The sequence below is a fragment of the Pseudomonas sp. TKO26 genome, assembly GCF_003225665.1.
Classification (GTDB): Bacteria; Pseudomonadota; Gammaproteobacteria; order Pseudomonadales; family Pseudomonadaceae; genus Aquipseudomonas; species Aquipseudomonas saponiphila.
The window spans coordinates 65138-87108 of record NZ_QKLN01000010.1 but is presented as its reverse complement, the minus strand read 5'-3'; the positions used below and the strand labels follow the sequence as shown (position 1 = coordinate 87108).

Annotated in this window: 21 protein-coding genes; 14 read left to right on the top strand and 7 right to left on the bottom strand. The window is 60.2% G+C overall.

Annotated elements, in window-relative coordinates:
* The first annotated feature begins 241 nt into the window (after positions 1-241).
* From DNK59_RS16430 to DNK59_RS16415, 4 genes are all read left to right on the top strand, one after another.
* A complete protein-coding gene (locus DNK59_RS16430; RefSeq protein ID WP_110723884.1) occupies positions 242-1618 on the top strand; it encodes a glutamine synthetase family protein in 1377 nt (458 codons plus the stop codon).
* A gap of 33 nt (positions 1619-1651) precedes the next feature.
* Entirely contained in the window at positions 1652-3142 is a 1491-nt protein-coding gene (locus tag DNK59_RS16425) for an aldehyde dehydrogenase (protein WP_110723883.1), read from the top strand.
* A gap of 55 nt (positions 3143-3197) precedes the next feature.
* A complete protein-coding gene (locus DNK59_RS16420; protein ID WP_110723882.1) occupies positions 3198-4478 on the top strand; it encodes an FAD-binding oxidoreductase in 1281 nt (426 codons plus the stop codon).
* A 269-nt stretch (positions 4479-4747) separates the two neighbouring features.
* Positions 4748-5296, top strand: coding sequence for a cupin domain-containing protein (locus DNK59_RS16415; RefSeq protein WP_060838667.1), 549 nt, complete (start codon positions 4748-4750; stop codon positions 5294-5296).
* Positions 5297-5484: 188 nt separating this feature from the next.
* On the opposite strand, the gene DNK59_RS16410 is transcribed toward DNK59_RS16415, so the two are convergent.
* Positions 5485-6024 carry an AAA family ATPase gene (locus DNK59_RS16410; RefSeq protein WP_110723881.1) on the bottom strand — a complete coding sequence of 180 codons (540 nt, stop codon included), beginning with the start codon at positions 6022-6024 and terminating at the stop codon, positions 5485-5487.
* Between the two features lie 340 nt (positions 6025-6364).
* Here DNK59_RS16410 and DNK59_RS16405 point away from each other — a divergent pair, with 340 nt between their 5' ends.
* The 4 genes from DNK59_RS16405 (at position 6365) to DNK59_RS16390 (ending at position 9238) form a co-directional block, all read left to right on the top strand.
* Positions 6365-6643 (top strand): hypothetical protein, encoded by a 279-nt coding sequence (locus DNK59_RS16405; protein WP_110723880.1) that lies wholly within the window; start codon positions 6365-6367, stop codon positions 6641-6643.
* A 230-nt stretch (positions 6644-6873) separates the two neighbouring features.
* Positions 6874-8322 carry a PAAR domain-containing protein gene (locus tag DNK59_RS16400; protein WP_110723879.1) on the top strand — a complete coding sequence of 483 codons (1449 nt, stop codon included), beginning with the start codon at positions 6874-6876 and terminating at the stop codon, positions 8320-8322.
* Positions 8319-8708, top strand: coding sequence for a hypothetical protein (locus DNK59_RS16395; protein WP_092315788.1), 390 nt, complete (start codon positions 8319-8321; stop codon positions 8706-8708). The genes DNK59_RS16400 and DNK59_RS16395 overlap by 4 nt, the downstream gene beginning before the upstream one ends.
* Positions 8709-8725: 17 nt before the next feature.
* Complete coding sequence (locus tag DNK59_RS16390; protein ID WP_256596417.1) at positions 8726-9238, top strand: aminotransferase class I/II-fold pyridoxal phosphate-dependent enzyme; 513 nt, start codon at positions 8726-8728, stop codon at positions 9236-9238.
* A 237-nt stretch (positions 9239-9475) separates the two neighbouring features.
* On the opposite strand, the gene DNK59_RS16385 is transcribed toward DNK59_RS16390, so the two are convergent.
* Both DNK59_RS16385 and DNK59_RS16380 read right to left on the bottom strand, forming a co-directional pair.
* Positions 9476-9934, bottom strand: a complete 459-nt coding sequence (locus DNK59_RS16385; RefSeq protein ID WP_016968718.1) for an Hsp20 family protein — start codon at positions 9932-9934, stop codon at positions 9476-9478.
* Between the two features lie 204 nt (positions 9935-10138).
* Positions 10139-10423, bottom strand: a complete 285-nt coding sequence (locus DNK59_RS16380; RefSeq protein ID WP_371920292.1) for a bacteriocin immunity protein — start codon at positions 10421-10423, stop codon at positions 10139-10141.
* Between the two features lie 251 nt (positions 10424-10674).
* On the opposite strand from DNK59_RS16380, the gene DNK59_RS16375 reads away from it, so the two are divergent.
* Together DNK59_RS16375 and DNK59_RS16370 are read left to right on the top strand one after the other, a co-directional pair.
* The gene (locus tag DNK59_RS16375) at positions 10675-12084 is read left to right on the top strand and encodes a PAAR domain-containing protein (protein ID WP_371920291.1); all 1410 of its coding nucleotides are present in this window, start codon (positions 10675-10677) and stop codon (positions 12082-12084) included.
* Between the two features lie 33 nt (positions 12085-12117).
* Positions 12118-12510: a hypothetical protein gene (locus DNK59_RS16370; RefSeq protein ID WP_110723878.1), complete on the top strand. Its 393-nt coding sequence runs from the start codon at positions 12118-12120 to the stop codon at positions 12508-12510.
* A gap of 561 nt (positions 12511-13071) precedes the next feature.
* Here the strand turns inward: DNK59_RS16370 and DNK59_RS16360 are convergent.
* From DNK59_RS16360 to DNK59_RS16345, 4 genes are all read right to left on the bottom strand, one after another.
* Positions 13072-13632, bottom strand: coding sequence for a hypothetical protein (locus DNK59_RS16360; protein ID WP_110723877.1), 561 nt, complete (start codon positions 13630-13632; stop codon positions 13072-13074).
* A 207-nt stretch (positions 13633-13839) separates the two neighbouring features.
* Positions 13840-14499 carry a hypothetical protein gene (locus DNK59_RS16355; protein ID WP_110723876.1) on the bottom strand — a complete coding sequence of 220 codons (660 nt, stop codon included), beginning with the start codon at positions 14497-14499 and terminating at the stop codon, positions 13840-13842.
* Between the two features lie 71 nt (positions 14500-14570).
* On the bottom strand, positions 14571-15470 hold the full coding sequence (locus DNK59_RS16350) for a DMT family transporter (protein ID WP_110723875.1): 900 nt from the start codon (positions 15468-15470) through the stop codon (positions 14571-14573).
* Positions 15471-15635: 165 nt separating this feature from the next.
* Positions 15636-16706 carry an SDR family oxidoreductase gene (locus tag DNK59_RS16345; protein WP_110723874.1) on the bottom strand — a complete coding sequence of 357 codons (1071 nt, stop codon included), beginning with the start codon at positions 16704-16706 and terminating at the stop codon, positions 15636-15638.
* 74 nt (positions 16707-16780) lie between these two features.
* Between DNK59_RS16345 and DNK59_RS16340 the strand changes: the two genes are divergently transcribed.
* From DNK59_RS16340 to DNK59_RS16325, 4 genes are all read left to right on the top strand, one after another.
* Positions 16781-17170, top strand: coding sequence for a MerR family transcriptional regulator (locus DNK59_RS16340; RefSeq protein ID WP_110723873.1), 390 nt, complete (start codon positions 16781-16783; stop codon positions 17168-17170).
* Between the two features lie 324 nt (positions 17171-17494).
* Positions 17495-18001, top strand: coding sequence for a sigma-70 family RNA polymerase sigma factor (locus DNK59_RS16335; RefSeq protein WP_110723872.1), 507 nt, complete (start codon positions 17495-17497; stop codon positions 17999-18001).
* Positions 17998-18963 (top strand): FecR domain-containing protein, encoded by a 966-nt coding sequence (locus tag DNK59_RS16330; RefSeq protein WP_110723871.1) that lies wholly within the window; start codon positions 17998-18000, stop codon positions 18961-18963. Before DNK59_RS16335 ends, DNK59_RS16330 begins: the two co-directional genes overlap by 4 nt.
* 97 nt (positions 18964-19060) lie before the next feature.
* Positions 19061-21895, top strand: a complete 2835-nt coding sequence (locus DNK59_RS16325; protein WP_110723870.1) for a TonB-dependent receptor — start codon at positions 19061-19063, stop codon at positions 21893-21895.
* The last annotated feature ends 76 nt before the right edge of the window (positions 21896-21971 follow it).

Sequence of the window (21971 nt, the reverse complement as noted above, 5' to 3'; positions counted from 1 at the left end):
GAACGAGTTTTTCCAGAGCTTATCCTCGTTGATTTTAATTAACAACTTCCATGTAAAAAATTCTAAACGTTACTCGTCTGAAAGCCGCAGGCGGCGCGGATTGCGCCAGGTATTGATCTTTTATGGAGCAAAATAATTGACGAAAAGCCGCTGCTGTTGGCTATTGACTCCGGTTTTTCTTTCGGGTTGACTGCTGGCGTGTCACAGCAGTGAACATAATAATTAACACAATAGGTGCATCATGTCGGTCCCCCCGCGTGCCATTCAACTCAATGAAGCCAATGCCTTCCTGAAAAAACACCCCGAGGTTCTCTACGTCGATCTGCTGATTGCAGACATGAACGGTGTGGTGCGCGGCAAGCGCATCGAGCGCACCGCGCTGCACAAGGTCTACGAGAAGGGCATCAACCTGCCGGCCTCGCTGTTTGCCCTGGATATCAACGGTTCCACGGTGGAAAGCACCGGCCTGGGCCTGGACATCGGCGACGCCGACCGCATCTGCTACCCGATCCCCGGCACCCTGAGCGTCGAGCCCTGGCAGAAGCGCCCCACCGCGCAACTGCTGATGACCATGCACGAGATCGAGGGCCAGCCGTTCTTCGCCGACCCCCGCGAAGTGCTGCGCCAGGTGGTGAGCAAGTTCGACGAGTTGGGCCTGACCATCTGCGCGGCGTTCGAGCTGGAGTTCTACCTGATCGACCAGGACAACGTGAACGGTCGTCCGCAGTCGCCGCGTTCGCCGATCTCCGGCAAGCGTCCGCAGTCGACCCAGGTCTACCTGATCGACGATCTGGATGAATACGTCGACTGCCTGCAAGACATCCTCGAAGGCGCGAAAGAGCAGGGCATTCCCGCCGACGCCATCGTCAAGGAAAGCGCTCCGGCGCAGTTCGAGGTCAACCTGCACCACGTCAGCGATCCGATCAAAGCCTGCGACTACGCGGTGCTGCTCAAGCGCCTGGTGAAGAACATCGCCTACGACCATGAAATGGACACCACCTTCATGGCCAAGCCCTACCCGGGCCAGGCGGGCAACGGCCTGCACGTGCACATCTCGGTCCTCGACAAAAAGGGCAACAACATCTTCGCCAGCGAAGACCCGGAAACCAACGAAGCCCTGCGTCACGCCATCGGCGGCGTACTTGACACCCTGTCCGAGCAGATGGCCTTCCTGTGCCCCAACGTCAACTCCTACCGCCGCTTCGGCGCGCAGTTCTACGTACCGAACTCGCCGACCTGGGGCATCGACAACCGCACCGTGGCCGTGCGCGTGCCCACCGGTTCGGCGGACTCGGTGCGCATCGAACACCGAGTGGCCGGTGCCGACGCCAACCCCTACCTGCTGATGGCTTCGGTGCTGGCGGGCATCCATCACGGCCTGACCAACAAGATCGAGCCCGGCCCGGCGATGGAAGGCAACGCCTATGAACAGAGCGAACCGAGCCTGCCGACCAACCTGCGTGATGCCCTGCGGGTACTGGACGACAGCGAAGTGATGGCCAAGTACATCGACCCGATGTACATCGACGTGTTCGTGGCTTGTAAGGAAAGCGAGTTGGCGGAGTTCGAAAACTCCATCTCCGACCTGGAATACAACTGGTACCTGCACACGGTCTGATGACCGTGGCGCCTCCTGCGTTGAGTATTTGCCATGACTAAATCCCGCAGCGACTGGGAGCAGCACTTCCAGTCCCTCAGCCTCGAAGGCCGTGCCTTTATCGACGGCCAGTACTGCGCCGCCGCCAGCGGCGCCACCTTTGAGTGCCTGAGCCCGGTGGACGGGCGCTTTTTGGCCAACGTCGCCAGCACCGATCAGGCCGATGCCGATCATGCCGTGGCCGTGGCGCGCCAGGCGTTCAACAGTGGCGTCTGGTCGGGCAAGGCCCCGGCCGAGCGCAAGCGCATCCTGATTCGCTTTGCCGAGCTGATCCTGGCGCACCAGGAAGAACTGGCGCTCCTGGAAACCCTGGACATGGGCAAGCCGATTGGCGATTCCATGAGCATCGACATTCCAGCCACGGCCAACGCCATCCGCTGGAACGCCGAAGCCATCGACAAGCTCTACGACGAAGTGGCGGCCACCCCCCACGACCAGTTGGGCCTGGTGACCCGGGAACCGGCGGGCGTGGTGGCGGCCATCGTGCCGTGGAACTTCCCGCTGATCATGGCCAGCTGGAAATTCGCCCCGGCCCTGGCGATGGGCAACTCGTTCATCCTCAAGCCGTCGGAAAAGTCGCCGCTGACCGCGATCCGCATCGCCCAGCTGGCCCTGGACGCCGGCATCCCCAAGGGCGTGTTCAACGTCCTGCCGGGCTACGGCCACACCGTCGGCAAGGCCCTGGCCCTGCATATGGACGTGGACGTACTGGCCTTCACCGGCTCCACCGCCGTGGGCAAGCAACTGCTGGTGTATTCCGGTGAAAGCAACATGAAGCGGGTGTGGCTGGAAGCCGGCGGCAAGAGCCCCAACGTGGTGTTCGCCGACGCCCCGGACCTGCGCGCCGCGGCCGAAGCGGCGGCCGCGGCCATCGCTTTCAACCAGGGCGAAGTCTGTACCGCGGGCTCGCGCCTGCTGGTGCAGCGTTCGATCCGCGAGCAGTTCATCCCGTTGCTGGTGGAGGCTCTCAAGGGCTGGAAACCGGGCCATGCCCTCGACCCGCAAACCCGGGTCGGCGCGGTGGTGGACCAGCGTCAGCTGGACAACGTGCTGCGCTATATCCAGATCGGCAAGGAGCAGGGCGGGCAACTGTTGGCCGGTGGTGTCCGCACCCTGGAAAGCAGCGGCGGCTTATATGTCGAGCCGACGATCTTCGACGGCGTGACCAATGCCATGACCATCGCCCGGGAAGAGATCTTCGGCCCGGTGCTGTCGGTCATCAGCTTCGATACCGAAGAAGAAGCGCTGCAGATCGCCAACGACAGCATCTTCGGCCTGGCGGCCGGGGTCTGGACCGCCGACCTCAGCCGTGCCCACCGCTTCGCCCGTGGCCTGCGGGCCGGCAGCGTGTGGGTCAACCAGTACGACGGCGGCGACATGACCGCGCCGTTCGGCGGCTTCAAGCAGTCCGGCAACGGTCGCGACAAGTCGCTGCACGCCTTCGACAAATACACCGAGCTCAAAGCGACCTGGATCAAGCTCTAACTCTTATAACAACAGCGGCGGCGGGCCTGGGCCCGTACCCGCTGGGGAATTTCTCATGCAAACCTACGTGAACAGCTACTACGCGGCGACCCGCAACCAGACCACCGACTACCCGCAACTCGAAGAGTTGGTGGAGTGCGACGTCTGCGTGATCGGCGCCGGCTACACCGGCCTGTCCTCGGCCTTGTTCCTGGCCGAAGCCGGCTACAGCGTCACCGTGCTCGAAGCGGCCAAGGTCGGCTTCGGCGCCAGCGGGCGCAACGGCGGGCAACTGGTCAACTCCTACAGCCGCGACGTGGACGTGATCGAAGAGCGCTACGGCGAAAAAAGCGCCGAAGTGCTCGGCAGCATGATCTTCGAAGGCGCCGACATCATTCGCCAGCGCATCCAGCACTACGACATTCAGTGCGACTACCGCCCCGGCGGCATCTTTGCGGCCTTGAACAACAAGCAGCTCAAGGGCCTGGCGGAACAGAAACGCAACTGGGAGCGCCTGGGCAACCACAACCTGAAGCTGCTCGACAAGGCGCAGATCGACCGCGAGGTCGGCACCAAGAACTACATCGGCGGCCTGCTGGACATGCAGGGCGGCCACATCCACCCGCTGAACCTGGCCCTGGGCGAGGCCAGCGCCATCATCGGCCTGGGCGGCAAGATCTTCGAGCAGTCGGCGGCGGTGGAAATCACCTACGGCGAACCCAACGTGGTGCGTACCGCCAAGGGCGTGGTGCGCGCCAAGTACCTGCTGATTGCCGGCAACGCCTACCTGCAGCAGGATCTTGACCCGCGCGTGACCCGCAAGAGCATGCCCTGCGGCTCGCAGATCGTGGTTACCGAGCAACTGCCAGAAGATCTGGCCCGCAGCCTGATCGCCAACAACTACTGCGTGGAAGACTGCAACTACCTGTTGGACTACTTCCGCCTGACCGGCGACAACCGCCTGCTGTACGGCGGTGGCGTGGTCTACGGCGCCCGCGAACCGGACGACATCGAGCAACTGATCCGGCCGAAGATCCTCAAGACCTTCCCCCAGCTCAAGGACGTGAAGATCGACTACCGCTGGACCGGCAACTTCCTCTTGACCATGTCGCGCATGCCGCAATTCGGCCGTATCGAAAAGAACGCCTACTACATGCAGGGCTACAGCGGCCACGGCGTCACCTGCTCGCACCTGGCCGGCAAGCTGATCGCCGAAATGATCCGCGGCGATGCCGAGCGCTTCAACGCCTTCGCCTCCCTGCCGCACATGCCGATGATCGGCGGGCGCACCTTCCAGGCCCCCCTGACCGCCATGGGCGCCGCGTACTACGCCCTGCGCGACCGTTTCGGCATCTAATCCAGCCTCGCTCCTACAGCCCCCACCCCTGTAGGAGCGAGCTTGCTCGCGAAGCTCCGGCCCTTGACCCACCGCAGAAAAACCCCCGCAAAGCCCCGGAAAACCGGCACTCCGTCACCCGGCCTTCACGCCCATCGCCGGTCTTTACAGCTGGCCTGTCAAACATGTTTAAATAGCCGCCTTTTCAGGCTCCAGGGCAGCCAAATCGCGACCTCCGCGACCCAACCGCCGCAAAAAATACCCTTAAGTACTTCTCACATAAGGCTGTTATGGACACGGGCACCCGACTCAAACTCGTTCGCGAAAGCTACAAACTCTCCCAGCGCGAGCTGGCCCGTCGCAGTGGCGTGACCAATGCCACTATTTCCCTGATCGAACAGAACCGCGTCAGCCCCTCCGTCAGCTCCCTGAAAAAGCTGCTGGAAGGCATCCCCATGTCCCTGGCCGACTTCTTCACCTTCGACCAACCGCCCCGCGAGCACCAATACGTGTTCCGCGCCAACGAACAGCCGGACCTGGGCCGCGACGGCCTGCGCCTGCTGATGATCGGCGCCCCGGTGGCCAACCGGCAGATGCGCTTTCTGCGCGAGCAGTACGCCCCCGGCGCCAGCTCCGGCGAAGAAGCCATCGTGCACAGCGAAGGCGAGGAGTGCGGGCTGGTTGTCCGCGGCACCGTGGAGCTGACGGTGGATGGGCAGGTGAGTGTGCTCAATCCGGGGGATGGCTATTACTTTCCGACCACCTTGCCTCACAGCTTTCGCAACATTGGGCAGGATGAGGCGGAGATTATCAGTGCCAATACCCCGGCGAACTTTTGAGTGGGGAGACGGGGGGACTGATCTGAAGCGGCTTTTGATAGCCGCTTTTTGTTGGTGAGGAGGGGCAGATTTTATTGGTTTGGCGGTGTTTGCTTTTGACGGTTAACGGTCATTTATAACAGGCAGCAATCGGCCAGAAGCAGTCGCTCGTAACCAGCAGTTTCCGCAGTGAGTCAGTCAACCGTCGATCAATCTTGCGGAACTGGGACAGTCGAACTTCCAATACTCGCGAGAAACATGCCGATATCCCGATTGGACCGCAGACAAACCACGCGGCAAGTGGATGGCGCTGTTGCCACAAGTTGCTGCATCTTTTCTCGCGCTGAATTTTTCGTCCGCCACATGAATCTGAAAAACTCTGGCAGGTTCGCCAGCATTTCCGGGCAGTTCTCCGGCAAGTCGGGCCGAGACTGACCGCGTTGGAGCAGCGTTCTGCGCAGTACGCGCAAGAATCGAAGCGTCGCCGAACGATCAATCCATATCAAAAGATCTGCACGGACCACGCGGTTGTCCCAAGTGGCTGAATGGCCCCCTTCGAATATCCAGCGATCTTGAGCCTCTACATCAAGACATAGCCGGGTTTTCTCTTCCGGGCTTCGTTCTATCCACCCTGGCTGCCAGTGGATAGTGTCGATATGGACGACCGGCAAGCCCGTGCGCTGACCAAGCTCACGCGCCAAAGTGCTTTTGCCTGATCCAGGTTGACCAACAATCATCACCCGTTGCATCGAAGCTCCTTCTCGCTATGCAAGCTGATCTTTTGGGGCGGCGATTTTATGTCAATGCTTACCTCGGTCAACAACAAACGGTCAGCACGACAAGTAGCTAACGGTCGAAAGTAGCGATTCAAAAAGCCGATCACCGTATGCTTTTGCAACGATAAATCGAACGATCGCTTATCCGGAAACGCTCATCGAGCGAATACCTCGTCTACAGTTCGATGCGTCACCGCAATTTAGTGACTGGTCATCGCGGGCCAAAAAACTATGGGCATAAACCTCGTCTCTTAGCCGATTCCATTTGGTTGTTTGACGGCGGTAAAGACTTGTCTCTCATGGAGCTTCACCAATGACCCGCACACATACCTGCAATCCCATCCCGCTCACCCGCAACGACACTGACCATCCCGTCCTCTACCTGGACGCCAACGCCTCGTTGGCCGATCTGTATACCTGCGCTCAACAACGCATCGGCGCAGCCCGCAACCTGCTGGAAATCCTTGACTGCGCTTCTGGTTCGCAGGACCTCTCACAGATCCGCTTTGCCATCGGCCTGTTGCTCAGTGATGGCTTCGATCTGCTGCGTACCTTGGGTGATAGAACCTTGGGGCAGGCTGATCCTGTGTAATCCTGGTTGAGTGCTGAAGAAACGAAAAAGGCGACGCATTGCGTCGCCTTTTTGCTTGGACGGGGCGCGTTCCAGCGATCGGCTCTGTGCCCGCTGTCCAGCCTCTGCCGTTGGCCTCGGCTGCGCTCGCTGACTTTTAAGAATCACCTTAGGGCCTGCTCCGAACTCCTGCGTTAGCGTCCCCTGTCTCCCGGACGGGAGGTTTTTTCACTCATAGCGCAGGATGCCAAATGATCGCTTCTTCACGCCTGGGCGACAGCCATGTCTGCCCGCTGCCGGGGCACGGCACTAGTCCCATCGTTACCGCTTCCAGCAACGTCATCATCAACGGCATGGGCGCGGCTCGGGTCGGTGATGTTTGCGGCTGTGGCGCGGTGATTACCACCGGATTCCCTTCTGTTCTGGTCAATGGCCGGCCCCTGGCCCATGTGGGCAGCCTCACCAGCCACGGCGGCAGCATTGTCAGCGGCTCTGGCGATACCTTTGGCGGCTCGCTTTTCGCACCCGCCGAGGGCGCCGCCATCGTCAACTTCGCCACGCTGGGCGCCATCCGTGCCGACGGTTCGGTGGATGAGTCGCGCATGGCAACGTTGCTGGCTGATCCGGCGCTGACGGCAAAAGCCCAGGCTGCCCATGCGCTGGTCAGCCCGTTGGCTGCTTCCAAGGCCGTCCTGCAAGAGGGCGTCGAACCGGGATTTCATATCGTCGAGCAGCCCATGTCCCGCTCGGCGCTGGAGTCCATACTCTTCGCTGCGCCCGAGAGCGCGGTGCTCGAGAAGTTTCGCCGTCTCAACCCGCAACTCGGCAATTACGCCAAGCCGGGGCAGTTGATCGTGCTCAGTGATCCGGCCAACGTCCTTTGCACCCGTGAAGAGGCGTGGCTGATGGAGGCTGCGGAAAAGGTCAATGCGGCACTGGAGCCGATGAGCGATGAAGAGGCCAGTTTCCTGGTGCGCCACCGGGATTTGCTGGAATCCTTTGCCTCCCATGGATCGACGGCGCTAGGCATCGGTGCCGCGATCTTCGCCAAGAACCTGGAGGACGTGAAAGCTTCGCTGCGGGATATCGAGAGCTTGCATCAACGTACTTTTCAGCAGCATGGGCATTTGCGTTCTGTCGAGTTTTTTGCCGAGCGCAAAAGGTTGTTGGCGCAGTTGGATACTCGGCTGACTGCCTTTACCCGCAAGGGGATCGGTTTTCCCGAGCACCCCAAGTTGAAAACGGCGCTGGGGATTTCCAGCCGCAGTCTGGTGCACCACTGGAAGCTGGCTGGTGCGCCGGGGCAGATACCGGGGTATGCGACGAATATGCGGGGTGTGGCGATGGCTGCGAAGTATGTGAAGTACGGAGGATGGCTGGGGATTGGGCTTGGGGGAGGAGCTTCATACATGAAGGTTCAGGAGGTGTGTACGGCTGGCGATGTTGAGGCTTGTGAGCGGGTGAGATTGACGGAAGGTGGAGGCTTTCTCGGAAGCGTGGCAGGTGGCGCCGCAGCCGCTACCTTTTTATCCGGTGCTGCAGCCGGAACTATATGTGTAGCTTTGGGCGTGCCCACAGGAGGTATGGCGACCTTTATATGTGGACTTGTAGTTGTCGGCAGTGGTTCTTTTGCGGCTGGAGCTGTCGGTGAAACTATAGGCGAGTTTTCCGGTGAGCTACTTTATAAGGGAAGCAGATGAGTTCGATTACTTCTATTGAAGTCGTTCTAGGTGTCGCATCTGGATTGGTTGTTCTGGGGGTGTTTGTTTGGATCGGTGTGTGTCTGCATCTGGCATATACCCGAATGGATGAAATGTTGGAGTTGTTGAAGAATTCATCAGCAATTATGAACCGCGCTCCACTGATGCATGGTGGGCCCTTTGGCAAACTATTATTAGTAGGACGGATATCAGGGGTCGTTACTTTTCCAAAGATCTATCTTAAGCATGGCGCGGTTTGCATTGATGATTTGAACAAAATCCCTGCGCGACTCAAGAGAAAGCTAGCAGTATTACAGTGGTGTGTAATCTGGTTATTAGTTGGGATGTTGGTCTGTGCTGCAGGTATAAAGCTGTATGGCGGGTGAGGCATTGTGTTGACCCCATGGGCGCGGTGTTACCCGTCGCGCGCCGCCTGCAGCTGCTGGAATGGGCGAGTCGCCATGATGCCTGGATCATTGAACACGATTACGGCGGCGAGTTCCGCTACGGCCAGCGCCTCATCGATGCACTGCCGTCCATGGATACGCAGGCGCAGGTCATCTATGTCGGGACCTTTTCCAAAGCACTTTCGCCACAATTGCGCCTGGGTTACCTGGTGCTCCCGCGAGAGCTGGTTCATGTGTTCCGCGAAGCCAAGCGGCTGATCGACCGTCACTCACCGCGCTGGGAGCAGAGCGTGCTCGCTTCGTTGATCGACAGTGGTGCTTACGAACGCCATGTTCGTCACCTGCGGCGAGACAACGAGCAACGGCGAAAGGCGTTGCTGGAAGCTGTCGATCAGCAGCTTAGGGATTACGGGAAACTGGTCGGCATGGCGGCGGGCCTGCACGGTGTGCTGAGGCTGCCGGGGCTTCGTGCCGAGGATGAGGCGAAAGTGCAAGCAACGGCTCTGTAGCGCGGCGTAGGGGTATATCCGTCGTACCCGTTGCATGCAGGTGCCACATCGGGGAAATCCGCAAGAGGCGCAGCCTTGATCCTGGGCAATGCGGGCCTTTCGGCTGAAGACATTGATCAGGGCATCGGCATACTTGCCGGGGTGATTCGCCCCTTCATCGAGGAGCGCTCGCAATAATGGCGGGACTCGGTACTCGACAAAAAAAGAGGCGCTCCGCAGAGCGCCTCCCCATGCCGGTTACTGCTCGCTGACCGGCTTCGAATCAGCAGCCTCAGCTCCCCCGATCATGATGCGTTTAGGCTTCGCTTCCTCCGGTACAACCCTGAGCAGGTCGATGCTCAGCAGACCGTTGGTGAGCTTCGCACCCTCCACCTCGATGTGATCCATCAAGCGGAACGACAGCCGGAATGCCCGCTGTGCGATACCTTGATGCAGGTAAGTGACAGCTCCGTCGCTTTCTCGCTTGTCACCGGTGACGGTCAACACACCTTTTTCAACCTGAATGTCCAGATCCTCTTCGGCCAGGCCTGCTACCGCGATAACGATCCGGTAGTGGTCATCACCGTGCTTTTCGACGTTGTGCGGAGGATAGGAAGTACCGGCCTCACTGCGAAGCGCCGATTCAAAAAGGTCGTTGAAACGGTCAAAGCCGACCGAGTGGCGGAAAAGTGGGGCCAACGAAAGGGTAGTAGCCATTGCAAAATCTCCTGAGGTTTCTCCAAGTGATTTGAGGCGCGGCCCGCATTCGGCACCGCGCAAGAACCTAGTTATGTGCCAGAAGCAAAACTTCAAGAGCTCAAAAAAATTGATTTTATCTATCAATTTCAACGAGTTAATCGCCGTTTTTCAATGTATTGAAGTTACTCGTTGAGTCACTACAGGGCCTGGCGGTGAATTCAATCAGCCGTTCTTGAATCCCGGCAGTCCCTGAGCTTTGCGCCATTCCTTCAGGGCACTGGTGACCCCCTCGGCGGAGTTATCCGTGCCGGGCTCAGGGTGGAAAATCAGGTCGTAGCCATCTGGATGGCCTGCGAGCTTGCTGAACCTTTCAAGCAACTCGCCTAGCTCATCGTCCGTCCCGCCCTTGTTGACGGTTCGTATGTTGTTGACGAAGGAAATGAATTCGGCTTCGGTCAAATCAGAAATGTCTTCCATGTAGTGCCTGTTTTCTTTCGTGAGGGTCAATGCGGTTTCGTGGGGCGTTGATCTTCAAGTTTTTTGTGTCTTGCGCCAGCCAAGCGTCTCGATCTGCGGTTGGCTTGGGCGGGGGCACTTTCAAGGTCTCGGCTCTGGGTTCGTGATCCTGCCTCAGCCTCCGACCCTCAGCGCCGCTCACCGCCTTTTGAGAATCTCCTTAAGGCCCTGCCCGAACTCCTGCGCTAGCGTCCCCTGTCTCCCGGACGGGAGGTTTTTTCACTCATAGCGCAGGATGCCAGATGATCGCTGCTTCTCGCCTGGGCGACAGCCATGTCTGCCCGCTGCCGGGACACGGCACCACGCCCATCGTTACCGCTTCCAGCAACGTCATCATCAACGGCATGGGCGCGGCCCGGGTCGGTGATCTTTGCGGCTGCGGCGCGGTGATTACCACAGGATTTCCTTCTGTGCTGGTCAATGGCCGGCCCCTGGCCCATGTGGGGAGCCTCACCAGCCACGGCGGCAGCATCGTCAGCGGCTCTGGCGATACCTTTGGCGGCTCGCTTTTCGCGCCCGCGGAGGGCGCCGCCATCGTCAACTTCGCCAGGCTGGGCGCCATCCGCACCGATGGCTCGGCGGATGAGTCGCGCATGGCCGCGTTGCTGGCCGATCCGGCGCTGACGGAAAAAGCCCAGGCGGCCCATGCGCTGGTAAGCCCGTTGGCCGCTTCCAAGGCGGCCCTGCAGGAGGGTGTCGAGCCGGGGTTTCATATCGTCGAGCAGCCCATGTCCCGCTTGGCACTGGAGTCCATACTCTTCGCCACGCCTGATAGCGCGGTGCTGGAGAAGTTTCGCCGACTCAACCCGCAGCTCAGCGACTACGCCAAGCCGGGGCAGTTGATCGTTCTCAGTGATCCGGCCAACTACCAGTGCACCCGTGAGGAGGCCTGGCTGATGGAAGCAGCGGAAAAGGTCAACGCGGCACTGGAACCGATGAGCGATGAAGAGGCTGCTTTCCTGGCGCGCCATCGTGATTTGCTGGAGTCCTTTGCCTCCCAGGGATCGACCGCGCTGGGCGTCGGCGCCGCGATCTTCGCCAAGAATCTGGAGGACGTGAAAGCTTCGCTGCGGGAGATCGAGGGCTTGCATCAGCGTACGTTTCAGCAGCATGGGCATTTGCGTTCTGCCGAGTTTTTTGCCGAACGCAAAAGGTTGCTGGCGCAGTTGGATACTCGGCTGACTGCCTTTACCCGCAAGGGGATCGGCTTTCCCGAGCATCCCAAGTTGAAAACGGCACTGGGGATTTCCAGTCGCAGTCTGGTGCACCACTGGAAGCTGGCTGGTGCGCCGGGGCAGATACCGGGGTATGCGACCCATATGCAGGGGGTGGCGAGGGCTGCGAAGTACGTGAAGTACGGAGGATGGATGGGAATTGGACTTGGGGGAGGGGCTTCATACATGAAGGCTCAGGAGGTATGTAAGGCCGGTAATCTTGGGGCTTGTGAACATGTGAGATTGACAGAGGGAGGGAGCTTTATTGGGACGGTGTTGGGCGGCGCGACAGCTGGCACATTATTGACGCCGGTGGCCGGTCCCATTTGCTTGGCATTGGGTGTACCAAGTGCTGGAACAGGGACTTTGATATGCGGGCTTGGCGTGGTGGGAGTCGGGTCTTGGGTTGCGGGTAGCTTGGGGGGGCGCCTTGGGTGAAGGTGTGGGAGAGATAGTTTATGAGAGCAGTCGATGAGTAATGAGGTATTGCGCACAATGTTTCTCTATCTGGGCTTGACGGAGTTTGGGGCGCTAATTGTCTGGCTCGGAGTTGGTTTGTATATGGCATATACCGAAATGGATGAGATGCTTGCGCGACTTAAAAACTGCCCCGCAATCATGAATAGAGCTTCGCTCAAGCGCGCCGGGCCAGCGGGGAGGCTGTTTCTAATGGGGAGTGTTGTTGGAGTGATTGCCTGGCCTGCGATGTACATCCGTGATGGGGGCGCAAGCATCGAAGATATCAATAACTTTCCCCGACGCCTTAGAAGGAAGCTGGTGGTCTGGTACCGAGCCGGTGCAGTTCTCTTGGGGGGGCTTCTTTTGCTGTGGTCTGTCGGTCAATACATGGGCTGGGTTAAGTGAGCGGTTGATGGCACTTTATGTGCTTTACGTTTTAGGTGATGGTCGACTGATTCTGTTGCAAGCTCCGTCATTATAGGATGCGGTGTCCCTACCCTGTGGGCCGGAGCTCTGGTTTGTGGACTGATAGTAGTAGGGGTTAGTTCTTATGCTACTGGCACTGCAGGTGGTCTGGTGGGGGAAAAGGTCGGGGAAAGGATCTATGAGATGCAGAAATGAATCTAACCAGCACCGTGCATGATTTTTTGTCCTTCTAGGCGCTGTTGCTCTATCTGGGATTTTCGTTTGGATGGGTGTCTGTATGTATTTGGCATATACCCAGGTAGATGAGTTTCTGGAGCGCCTTAAGCACTGTTCTGCCGTGATGAGCCTGGCTCCGCTTAGGCAGGGCGGTTCTTGGGGAAGATTGTTGTGGGTTGGTGGTGTGACGTCGATTGTTACCTTTCCATGCGTATATCTTAAGAATGGCGATGTCAGTGTTGAGGACCTGATTAATTTCCGCGGAAATTGAAGAGTAAGTTTGCTGTATTGCAGTGGGGTGTAATTGGGAAGTTGATGGGGGTGTTAGCGCGTTGTACATTGACCTTCTTGAAGAAAATCTTTTAACGCAGCCTGATAAATAGTTAATGGTTGATTTTCAGTGCTGAACAGGGCGAATGGAAGCGCTGTCAGGTGTGAAAATACCGTTGAATTTATCGAGTAGGTTTTCTGCCTGCAAAAGCCGTGGTTGTTGTTTAGTATGAAATCGAACTTGAATACTCTTGACCTTGTACACCAGCTAGGAATCAAGCCAAGACTCAAGCCGGTCAAGTAATCTTGTGCGCAAGCTCCTCCAGATGAAAATTCTGAAATTTTTATCTCTAATTCTGGAGTGACTGTGGGTGTGAGCTGTGAACTATTGTCTTGTGCATTTGGAATGATTTTCTGTGTCGCCTCGTATGCGCTTTTTCTGAAGCGACTGTCTTTCCATGGCGAGTCTATTTCATAAGTGAAGTTGGAGATTGTTTCTTTTGTTTTGGGTTCGAGGTGTTCATTGATTGGCGGCTTGGAGGTATAGGATATGCAGCCGGAGCCCACCATGGCAAAGCAGATGACAACCAAGCTGTTAATTATCAAGTGACTCATCCTGAGCTCTCCCTGGCTATTGTTTGCCCGATATTCATGTAGTGGGTTGTTCATTGGGTGCCATGTGTACGTCAGCTTGATCCTGAGTCACCGCGATCGAGTCTCGAAGATACGAAAAAAGGCGACGCAATGCGTCGCCTTTTTGCTTGCGCTGGGGGCTTGCAGAAAACCGGTTCCACGCCCGCTGTTCTGTCGCTGTCGTCGAGCTCAGCAGCCGGAAGCCTTGAGTTCCGTGCCGATGGTGACCGCGCTGACCTGGACCTTTTCAAAAGCCTTCTGCGCGGCGGCGTCGTATTTCCGATCGCAGTTGAAGCGTGTCTCCATCACGTAGTCCTCGCCCTCCGCTTTGCGCATCTGCGCCTCCCACTGGTTGGCGGCGTCGAGCGCGGGATCCGAGGCCAGGACCACCTCCAGCAGCACCTCTCTGAAACCTATGGCGCGCGGGCCTTCCCAGTGGGCGTAGAAGGAAGGGTCGGCGGCGTTGCCGCACATGCTCAGGCAACTGGCGCTGTAGCTCAGGCCGCCCCCGGACGATGCGCTGAAGGCGCCTACGGTGAGCGGCTTGCCGGGAGCCGGGGCGAAGGTGCCGACGAACTGGGTCAGGTCGGCCTGGCACTTGGGCGTCAGTTCCATGCGCAGTTTGCTGACGGTGCCACCTTCGACCGTGGCGGTGATGTCGCAGCCCTGGACTTTGAACTTGTGCTCGTCGCCGAAGGATTCCCGAGGGATTCCGGCGACGGATTCAAAGTAGCGCTGATTGGTGCCCAACATCTCGCCGTTGAACACTTCGGCCACGGAAGCGGCGTGGGTAACGTCGATAGACAGGGCCAGTGCCGAGGCAAAAAGGCCGTAGGTCAGCTTGTTCATGGGAGAGTCCTTTCAATGGCGCGGTCAGTGCCTGTGGTTATCTTCAGGCGGGTTCGGGGGGCGAGAATAGCTCATTCGATCGAAGCGACGGAGGCTTTGCTGCCCAAGCGAATCAGTTCATTGGAGAAACACAGGCCGAGGATGATCAGTGCCGCTCCTGCATACAGGCTTTCACGGGGAACTTCATTGAGCGCCACAAACGCCAGCAGCGCGGCGAACAGTGGCTCGGTCAACTCCAGCGCTTGCACTTGGGATGGCTTGAGATATTCGATGGCCTTGGTGGTGCAGAAGAAGCCGAGGATGGTCGGCAGCGTGGCCAGTGCCAGCAGGGCGGTGATCGCCAGTGGCGACAGATCGCCCATCGTGAAGCCGTCGGCCGCCGCCGGCATCAGCAGGTACAGGCCGCCGAAGAACAACAATTGGCGGGTGAAATGCAGTCCTCCCGACACCCCCATGCGTTTCATGGCAACCGAAAAGGCCCCGTAGCCGCAGCCGGCCATGCAGGCAAGCGCCGCGCCTTGCAGGGTAAAGCCCTGTTGCAGTTCACCACCGAAGATCACCGAGATCCCGGCAATCGCCAGTGCGGCGCCAACGCTGGCGTTGGCGGTGATGGCGTCCTTGAGAACAATGCGCCCCAGAATGATCGAGGAAATGGAAGCGCTGGCCATCAGGACCACCACCACACCTGCCGCTGCGTAGTGTCGATAGGCGGAGGTTTCGAAATGGAACAGCACAAAGATGCCGAGAAATGCGCAGATAGCCGCCTGGATCCATTGGCTCGATTGCGCCGGGCGCTTGAGGAAAAACAGCAAGATCGACAGCAGCACGCAACCCAGCAGGGTCTTGATGACGGCAACACTGCTCGCGCTGAAGCCATCAATCATGAGGACTTTGCTGAGTACACCGATCGTGGCGTTCAGTGCCGCAGCACAGAGTGCAAACATGACGCCTTTGCTGAAAGTGGATTGCATCGATGACGATCCCTGTCGCTGAGTTGTTGTTCGAAAGAATGCCGCCCTGTATCGGCGGCGCACAGCCTGAGTGGACGAAGGTACCAGCCATCCCAGCAGTGATCGGGGCTTAAGCTCGATCGCCCGGCAGGATGCTGTCGACCTTGAACGCAGAGGCCAGCCGGCTTAGCCCTTGGCCATGCAATGAGCGTTGACGAAGGTTGCGGTGTGCTGCAAGGACTGGCGTATATCCGGTTGGGCTATGCCATGCCGGCTGGCAAATTGCTCAGCGGCGGAGGTATCGAAACGAGTGGTCTGGATAAAGTCCAGCGCCTCGGGTTGGGTATTCATGAAGCGCGCGACGGCAGGAATGCTCAGTAGCCACTTCAGCAATCGCAGTGGGATGTGACGCTTGGGAGACTTCAAGCCCAGAGGTTGTGCCACTTGCGCCAGCATTTCTCGCAAGTTGGGCGTTTGCGCGTCCAGTGCCAGCAGTTCCTGGCCGGCCATGGCCGGATCAAAGGCACTCGCCGTCATCAGCTCGACCAGGTAATCCACGGTGACCAGTGGCAGCCAGTGCCTGGCGGTGCCGGGCACGGCAGTCAGCTTTCCCTGCACCAGGTTACGTATCAGCGCCACCAGCGGCTGGTTGTCGAGGATATGTCCCGTGCGGCTGTGGCCACAGACTGTCGCGGGATGGACAACGGTCAGTTCCCCGCCTTTGGCGGACATGGTTTCCAGGGTCGCGAAATGCGCTTCCAGCTTGCTCGCCTCGTAACCACCGACCTCCCGGTAGAGGGCAGGCCAATCGGTTCGTTGCGGATGGCGAGGATCGATGCCGATGCGTTGCAGGTGTTCATGGTTTTTCAGCATGTAGCCGCCAATCATCACTAGCCGGCTGTGTTGCTCGGCCGCCAGCAGCGCCACACGCTTGGCGCCCTCTACGTTCACCGCACGAGACTGCTCTAAGGTAAGCCCCCAGGCGAAGTGGGCACCCAGGTGGAAGACGACTCTTGAGTGCCTCAGCACTTCTCGGTCGGCGGCACTCAGCCCGAGATGCTCTCGTTCCAGATCGCCGGCCACGGCCAATACCCGGGTGGCACAACCGCCCAGATTGTCGACTTGCTCGCGCAGTGCGGCGAGTCGCTCCGGGCGACGCATCAGCACCCGAACGGTGTGACCTTTTGCACTCAGGTGCGCCAGCAAATGTTGACCGATAAAGCCGGTACCACCGGTGACAAAGCACTCCACGCTCATTTCCCTGTTCCTTGTTGAAGGTGAGAAGGCAAGCGTAAACTGTCGACCCAACTCTAGGGTCAAGTGGTGTTTTCATGAAAATCGGTGAAATCGAGGCCCGCAGCGGCGCCAGTCGCCATACGCTGCGTTACTACGAGCAGATCGGCCTGATTTCGTCGCAGCGGCGAACGAACAACTACCGTGTCTACAGCGCGCAGACTCTGCAGGATCTGGACTTTATCCAGCGCGCGCAAAGCATGGGGTTTTCCCTGGGGGAAATAGGCGAGATTCTCGATGCGCAGCGCAACCAGATGATCGATTGTGCCGAGGGCGCCAAGCTGATTGAAAAGAAAATGGCAGAGATCAAACAGAAAATCGCCAACTTCCAGGGCATTTATCGGTATCTGGATGAAGAGCGGGCAAAGCTCGAAGCCAGTGCTGCCGAGCAACTTGAGCGGCAGCGGATGAGCAATGCATCCAGTTGAACGGCCCGCTTCCATTACCCAGTCTTCGCCCTCCACGTTGCGCATCTGCGACTCCTCCTGGCCGGCAGTGCTTGGGCAACTGGCGCTGTAACCGGGCCACCACCGGACGACTCGGTAACGGCACCGATGGGGGGCCACGATAGCCTAGCGGGCGTTTGTGTTGCGGTTTTCGCGCTTCTTGCTGGTTTTCTGTGGGCCTGTCCCCGGTCGTCTCAACCCAGGTACGGAGCCTGTGCCTTTGCGGTCGTCGTGAGTTCGTCGCGCTGTACAAGGGGTGTCGGCCAGCAATAAAATGAGAAGCATTATCATTAATGCGAATCTCTCATGCCCAACCACAGCCTTTCTTCGCCCGTCGCCCAGCTGTATGCGAACCATCACGGCTGGCTGCGGGGCTGGTTGCACCGGCGCCTGGGGCACAGCGCCGATGCCGAGGACCTGGCCCACGACACCTTTATCCGCGTGTTGCGCTCCCAGGAAGATGTGCGCGAGCTGCGCCAGCCCATGGCGTTCCTGGCCACCATCGCCAACGGGCTGCTGATCAATCGCTGGCGCCGGCAGGCCATCGAGCGGGCCTATCTGCAGGCGCTGGCGGCGCGGCCGGTGGGGGAGGAGCCTTCGCCGGAGGAGCGGCATCTGATGATCGAGACTCTACTGCAGCTGGATTCGCTGTTGGTGGGGCTGTCGTCGCGGGTGCGGCAGATCTTCTTTCTGTCCCAGCTCGATGGCTTGACCTATCCGCAGATCGCCGCGCAGTTGGGGCTGACCGTGGCCCAGGTGCAGCGAGCCATGGGCAAGGCGTTCAGTGTTTGCTACGCGAGCCTGTTTGAATGAGTGGCGCGGCGGTCGATCCGCGGGTGCGGGACTGTGCCATCGATTGGCTGGTGCGGATGCAGTCCGGGCTGATGAGTACCGCGGACCATCAAGCCTTGCAGCAGTGGCGCCAAGCCTGCGCCGAGCATGAGCACGCCTGGCAGCGGGTCAGCCGTTTGCCGCTGAAGTTGCAGCCGGGGGCCGAGCTGTTGGCCGATGCCACCGCGCGCCGGGCCTTGCAGGCGGCGGGCACCGATCCAGAGCGGCGGCGTCAGGTGCTCAAGTGCCTGTTGGCGCTGGGACTGCTGGGGGGCGTTTCCTGGCAGGGGGCGGACTCCACCCTGGTGCGTTCGGCCCTGGCCGGTTATCGCACCGGCATCGGTGAGCGCCGGCGTTGGGCCCTGGCCGACGGTGGTTCGCTGTGGCTGAACACCGCCAGTGCGGTGAACCTGGACGTGAGTGCAGGGCAGCGCAGCGTGCAGTTGATCGAGGGCGAGCTGGCCCTGGATACCCCGCTGGCATCGGCGTCGCTGCAGCTGCAAACAGCGGATGCTTGGTTGTACAGCCAGGGCGCCCATCTGCTGGTGCGCCATGATCGCCAGGGCACTCAGGTGAGGGTGCTGCGGGGCCTGGTGCAGGTCAGTGCCCGCCAGCAGTCGACGCCGCTGGCGTTGCAGGCCGGTTGGCAAACCCGGGTCGACGGCCGGGGAACAGGGCAGCCCAGCCCCATTGATGTGGTTCTGGCCCAGGCCTGGATGCGCGGCTTCCTGCCCGTCGAGCGCATGCGCCTGGATCAGTTGCTGGCGGAGCTGGCGCGCTATCGCCCGGGTTTCTTGCGTTGCAGCGAAGCCGTGGCGGCCCTGCGGGTGACCGGCAGTTTCCAGCTGGACGACACCGATGCCGCCCTGGCCCTGGTGGCTAACACCTTGCCGGTGCGCATCGAGCGCAGAACCCGTTATTGGGTGACGGTGGTGGCGGCCTGAAGATATTTTTTCACCGACGCGAGAGTTTTTTCGATCTGGCTTGGCCTTCAGGTATTGCCCACCGGCACAGGTGGGTTTCGACCCCCAGGAGCCTTGCATGATTTCCCCCGTTCGTGTCTTGCGTACCCAAACCTTCGGCCTGCTGTTTCTCAGCCTGCAACCGCTTTACAGCGAGATGGCGCTGGCAGCCGGCGAACGTCACTTCAGCATCGGTGCCGGTCCCCTGGATCAGGTGCTGGCACGCTTTGGCGCCGAGGCGGGGATCAGCATGGCCGGCAGTGCGCTGCTCACGGCAGGCAAGACCAGCCCGGGGCTGCAAGGGGATTTCAATACCGAGGCCGGCCTGAACCGCTTGCTGGCGGGCACCGGCCTGGGTTACGTGCGCCAGGCCGACGGCGGCTATGCCTTGCGCCTGCGCTTTGATGCGGTGTCGCTGCCGACGCAGAAGGTCAAGGGCGAGAACCCTGACGAAGAGGAGGTGTACCGGGCACCACGGTCATCGGTGTACATCTCCGCCGATGACATGCAGCGCTTTGGCGTGGTTTCAGTGGGCGATGTGCTCAAGGGCCAGCCCGGGGTGCAGGTCGGCGACAGCCGCAATGGCGGCGGCCTGGATGTGAACATCCGCGGCATCCAGGGCCAGAGCCGGGTGGCGGTGACGGTGGACGGTTCGCAGCAGGCGCTGGATGTCTATCGCGGTTATGCCGGGACCCAGCAGCGCAGCTACATCGACCCGGACATGATCAGCGACATCGCCATCGACAAGGGCCCGAGCCTGACCTCCAGCGCCATCGGCGGCACGGTGAAGATGCGCACCCTGAGCGTCGGCGACATCCTCAAGGATGGACAGAATGTCGGCCTGCGCCTGAAGGGCGATCTGTGGAACAACGGCGTTGCCCCGGCCCATCGCGACCCCCATTCGAAGACCGAGAGCCTGTACTCGGAACCGCACCAGAGCCGTGGTGGGCTGTTCGGCTCGGAGGCCGAGTCCGGCAGCGCCGCGTTCGCCTACAGCCATGAGTCGTTCGATGTGCTGGCGGCCTACGCCCAGCGCAACCAGGGCAACTATTTTGCCGGCAACAAGGGCCAGGACCGCTACCGCACCTATGACCGCTATGGCGAGGAGGAAACCAGCGTGGCCACCACCTACAACGCCGGGGAAGAGGTGCTGAATTCCTCGTCGAAGACCCAGTCGTGGCTGCTCAAGACCACCCTGCGTCCGGCGGACGGCCACAGTTTCGACCTTGGCTATCGCCGTTATGACGGGCGCATCGGCGAGATCATGCCCTCGGACATCTTCCGTTTCGGCACCGGTGGCATCTACCAGTACCCCCTGGGCCACACCCGGATCGACACCTACACCGCGCGCTACAACTACCTGCCGGCGGACAATCCGCTGCTGGACCTGACTGCCGACCTGTGGCTGACCGATGCACAGACCAGCCAACTGAGCGCCTGGTCGGCGCCGGCCTCCCAGGCCTATCGCACGGATCGCTCCTGGGCCCGCCAGGCCAACCGCCGCACGGGCGGCGGGCTGGCCAACACCTCGCGCATTAGCACCGACTACGGCGAGTTGAAGCTGGACCTGGGCGGCTCGTTTCAGCTGGAGGAGCTGCGTCCGCAGAAGGGCGTGGTCACCACCCAGGACGACATCAACGCCAACCGCAGCTTGCGCGAAGGCTCGCGGCAGGAGTTCAGTTTCAACGGCAAGCTGGAGTACCAGCCGGTGCAGCGCCTGACGCTGTGGGGCGGTGGGCGCTACACCCACTATCGCAGCAAGGACCATGTGGCCAATGCCACGGCGCGCAGAGAGGAACGCGAACACCGGTACGTGACCGTGTCGCGCCCCGACGACTATGGCTACCTGATGTGGTTCCCGGACCAGAACGGGCGGTACACCGATGCGACCGACCCACGGTTGCACAACGGCATCGTCTTCAACAACACCAACTACCCCTTCGAGGGCACGCCCTATAACCAGTACGGGGCGACCGATACTGAGGTCGGCGACTCGCAAGTGGGGCGGGTGGTCACCGGCTACACCTATTCTGGCAAGGACAGCAACAGCGGCGGCGCCTTTGCCCCGGCGTTCGGCATCAATATCGAGGTGCTGCCGGACACCTTTGTCTATGCGTCCTACACCCAGGGTTTTCGCATGCCTTCGCTGTTCGAAACCGGCTACGGCGTGCAGCAGACCACACCCGGCAAGGGCCTCAAGCCCGAGCGTTCGAGCAACTGGGAGATCGGCGCCAGCACCCTGCACAAGGGCCTGCTGGTGGATGACGATACGGCGGCGATCAAGCTGGCCTACTTCAACAACACCATCAAGAACTACATCACCCGCTACTACGACCCGAGCCCCGGCCTGTGGGGCCTGATGCGCTTCAGCAACACCGACAGCTACACCACTCGTGGCCTGGAACTGCAGACCCGCTACGATGCCGGGCGGATGTTTGCCGACCTGTCGTCCACCTACTACCTGAAGACCGAAACCTGCGACGCGGCCTTTGCCGCCACCCTGCGCGCCACCAGCAACCCCTATCGGAACACCGCCGACACCCCGGACTGCACCCCGGGCAGCTTCATGGGGTCCTACACCAACACCCAGAACCCGCCGCGCTTTGCCGGCAACCTGACCACCGGCCTGCGCTTCTTCGACCAGAGCCTGACCCTCGGCACGCGCATCACCTACACCTCGGGCCCCACCGTCACCGCCGACAAGCCCTGGCAGACCGGCGCCACCACGCCCCAGCTGAACTACCGCGAAGTGGCGCTGGTCGATCTGTTTCTGAACTACAAGTTGAAGGAAGACGCCAGCCTCAATGTGTCGCTGCAGAACCTCACCGATCGCTACTACCTGGACCCGCTGGCGCAGAGCTTCATGCCGGCGCCGGGGCGCACGCTGCGGGTGGGGATGCAGGCGAAGTTCTGAGGGCCGGGCAGTGGCCGGCTGGTTGCGATGACTCAAGGCGACGGCCATTCGGAGGGCGCTTTTGCGGCTAAAGTTT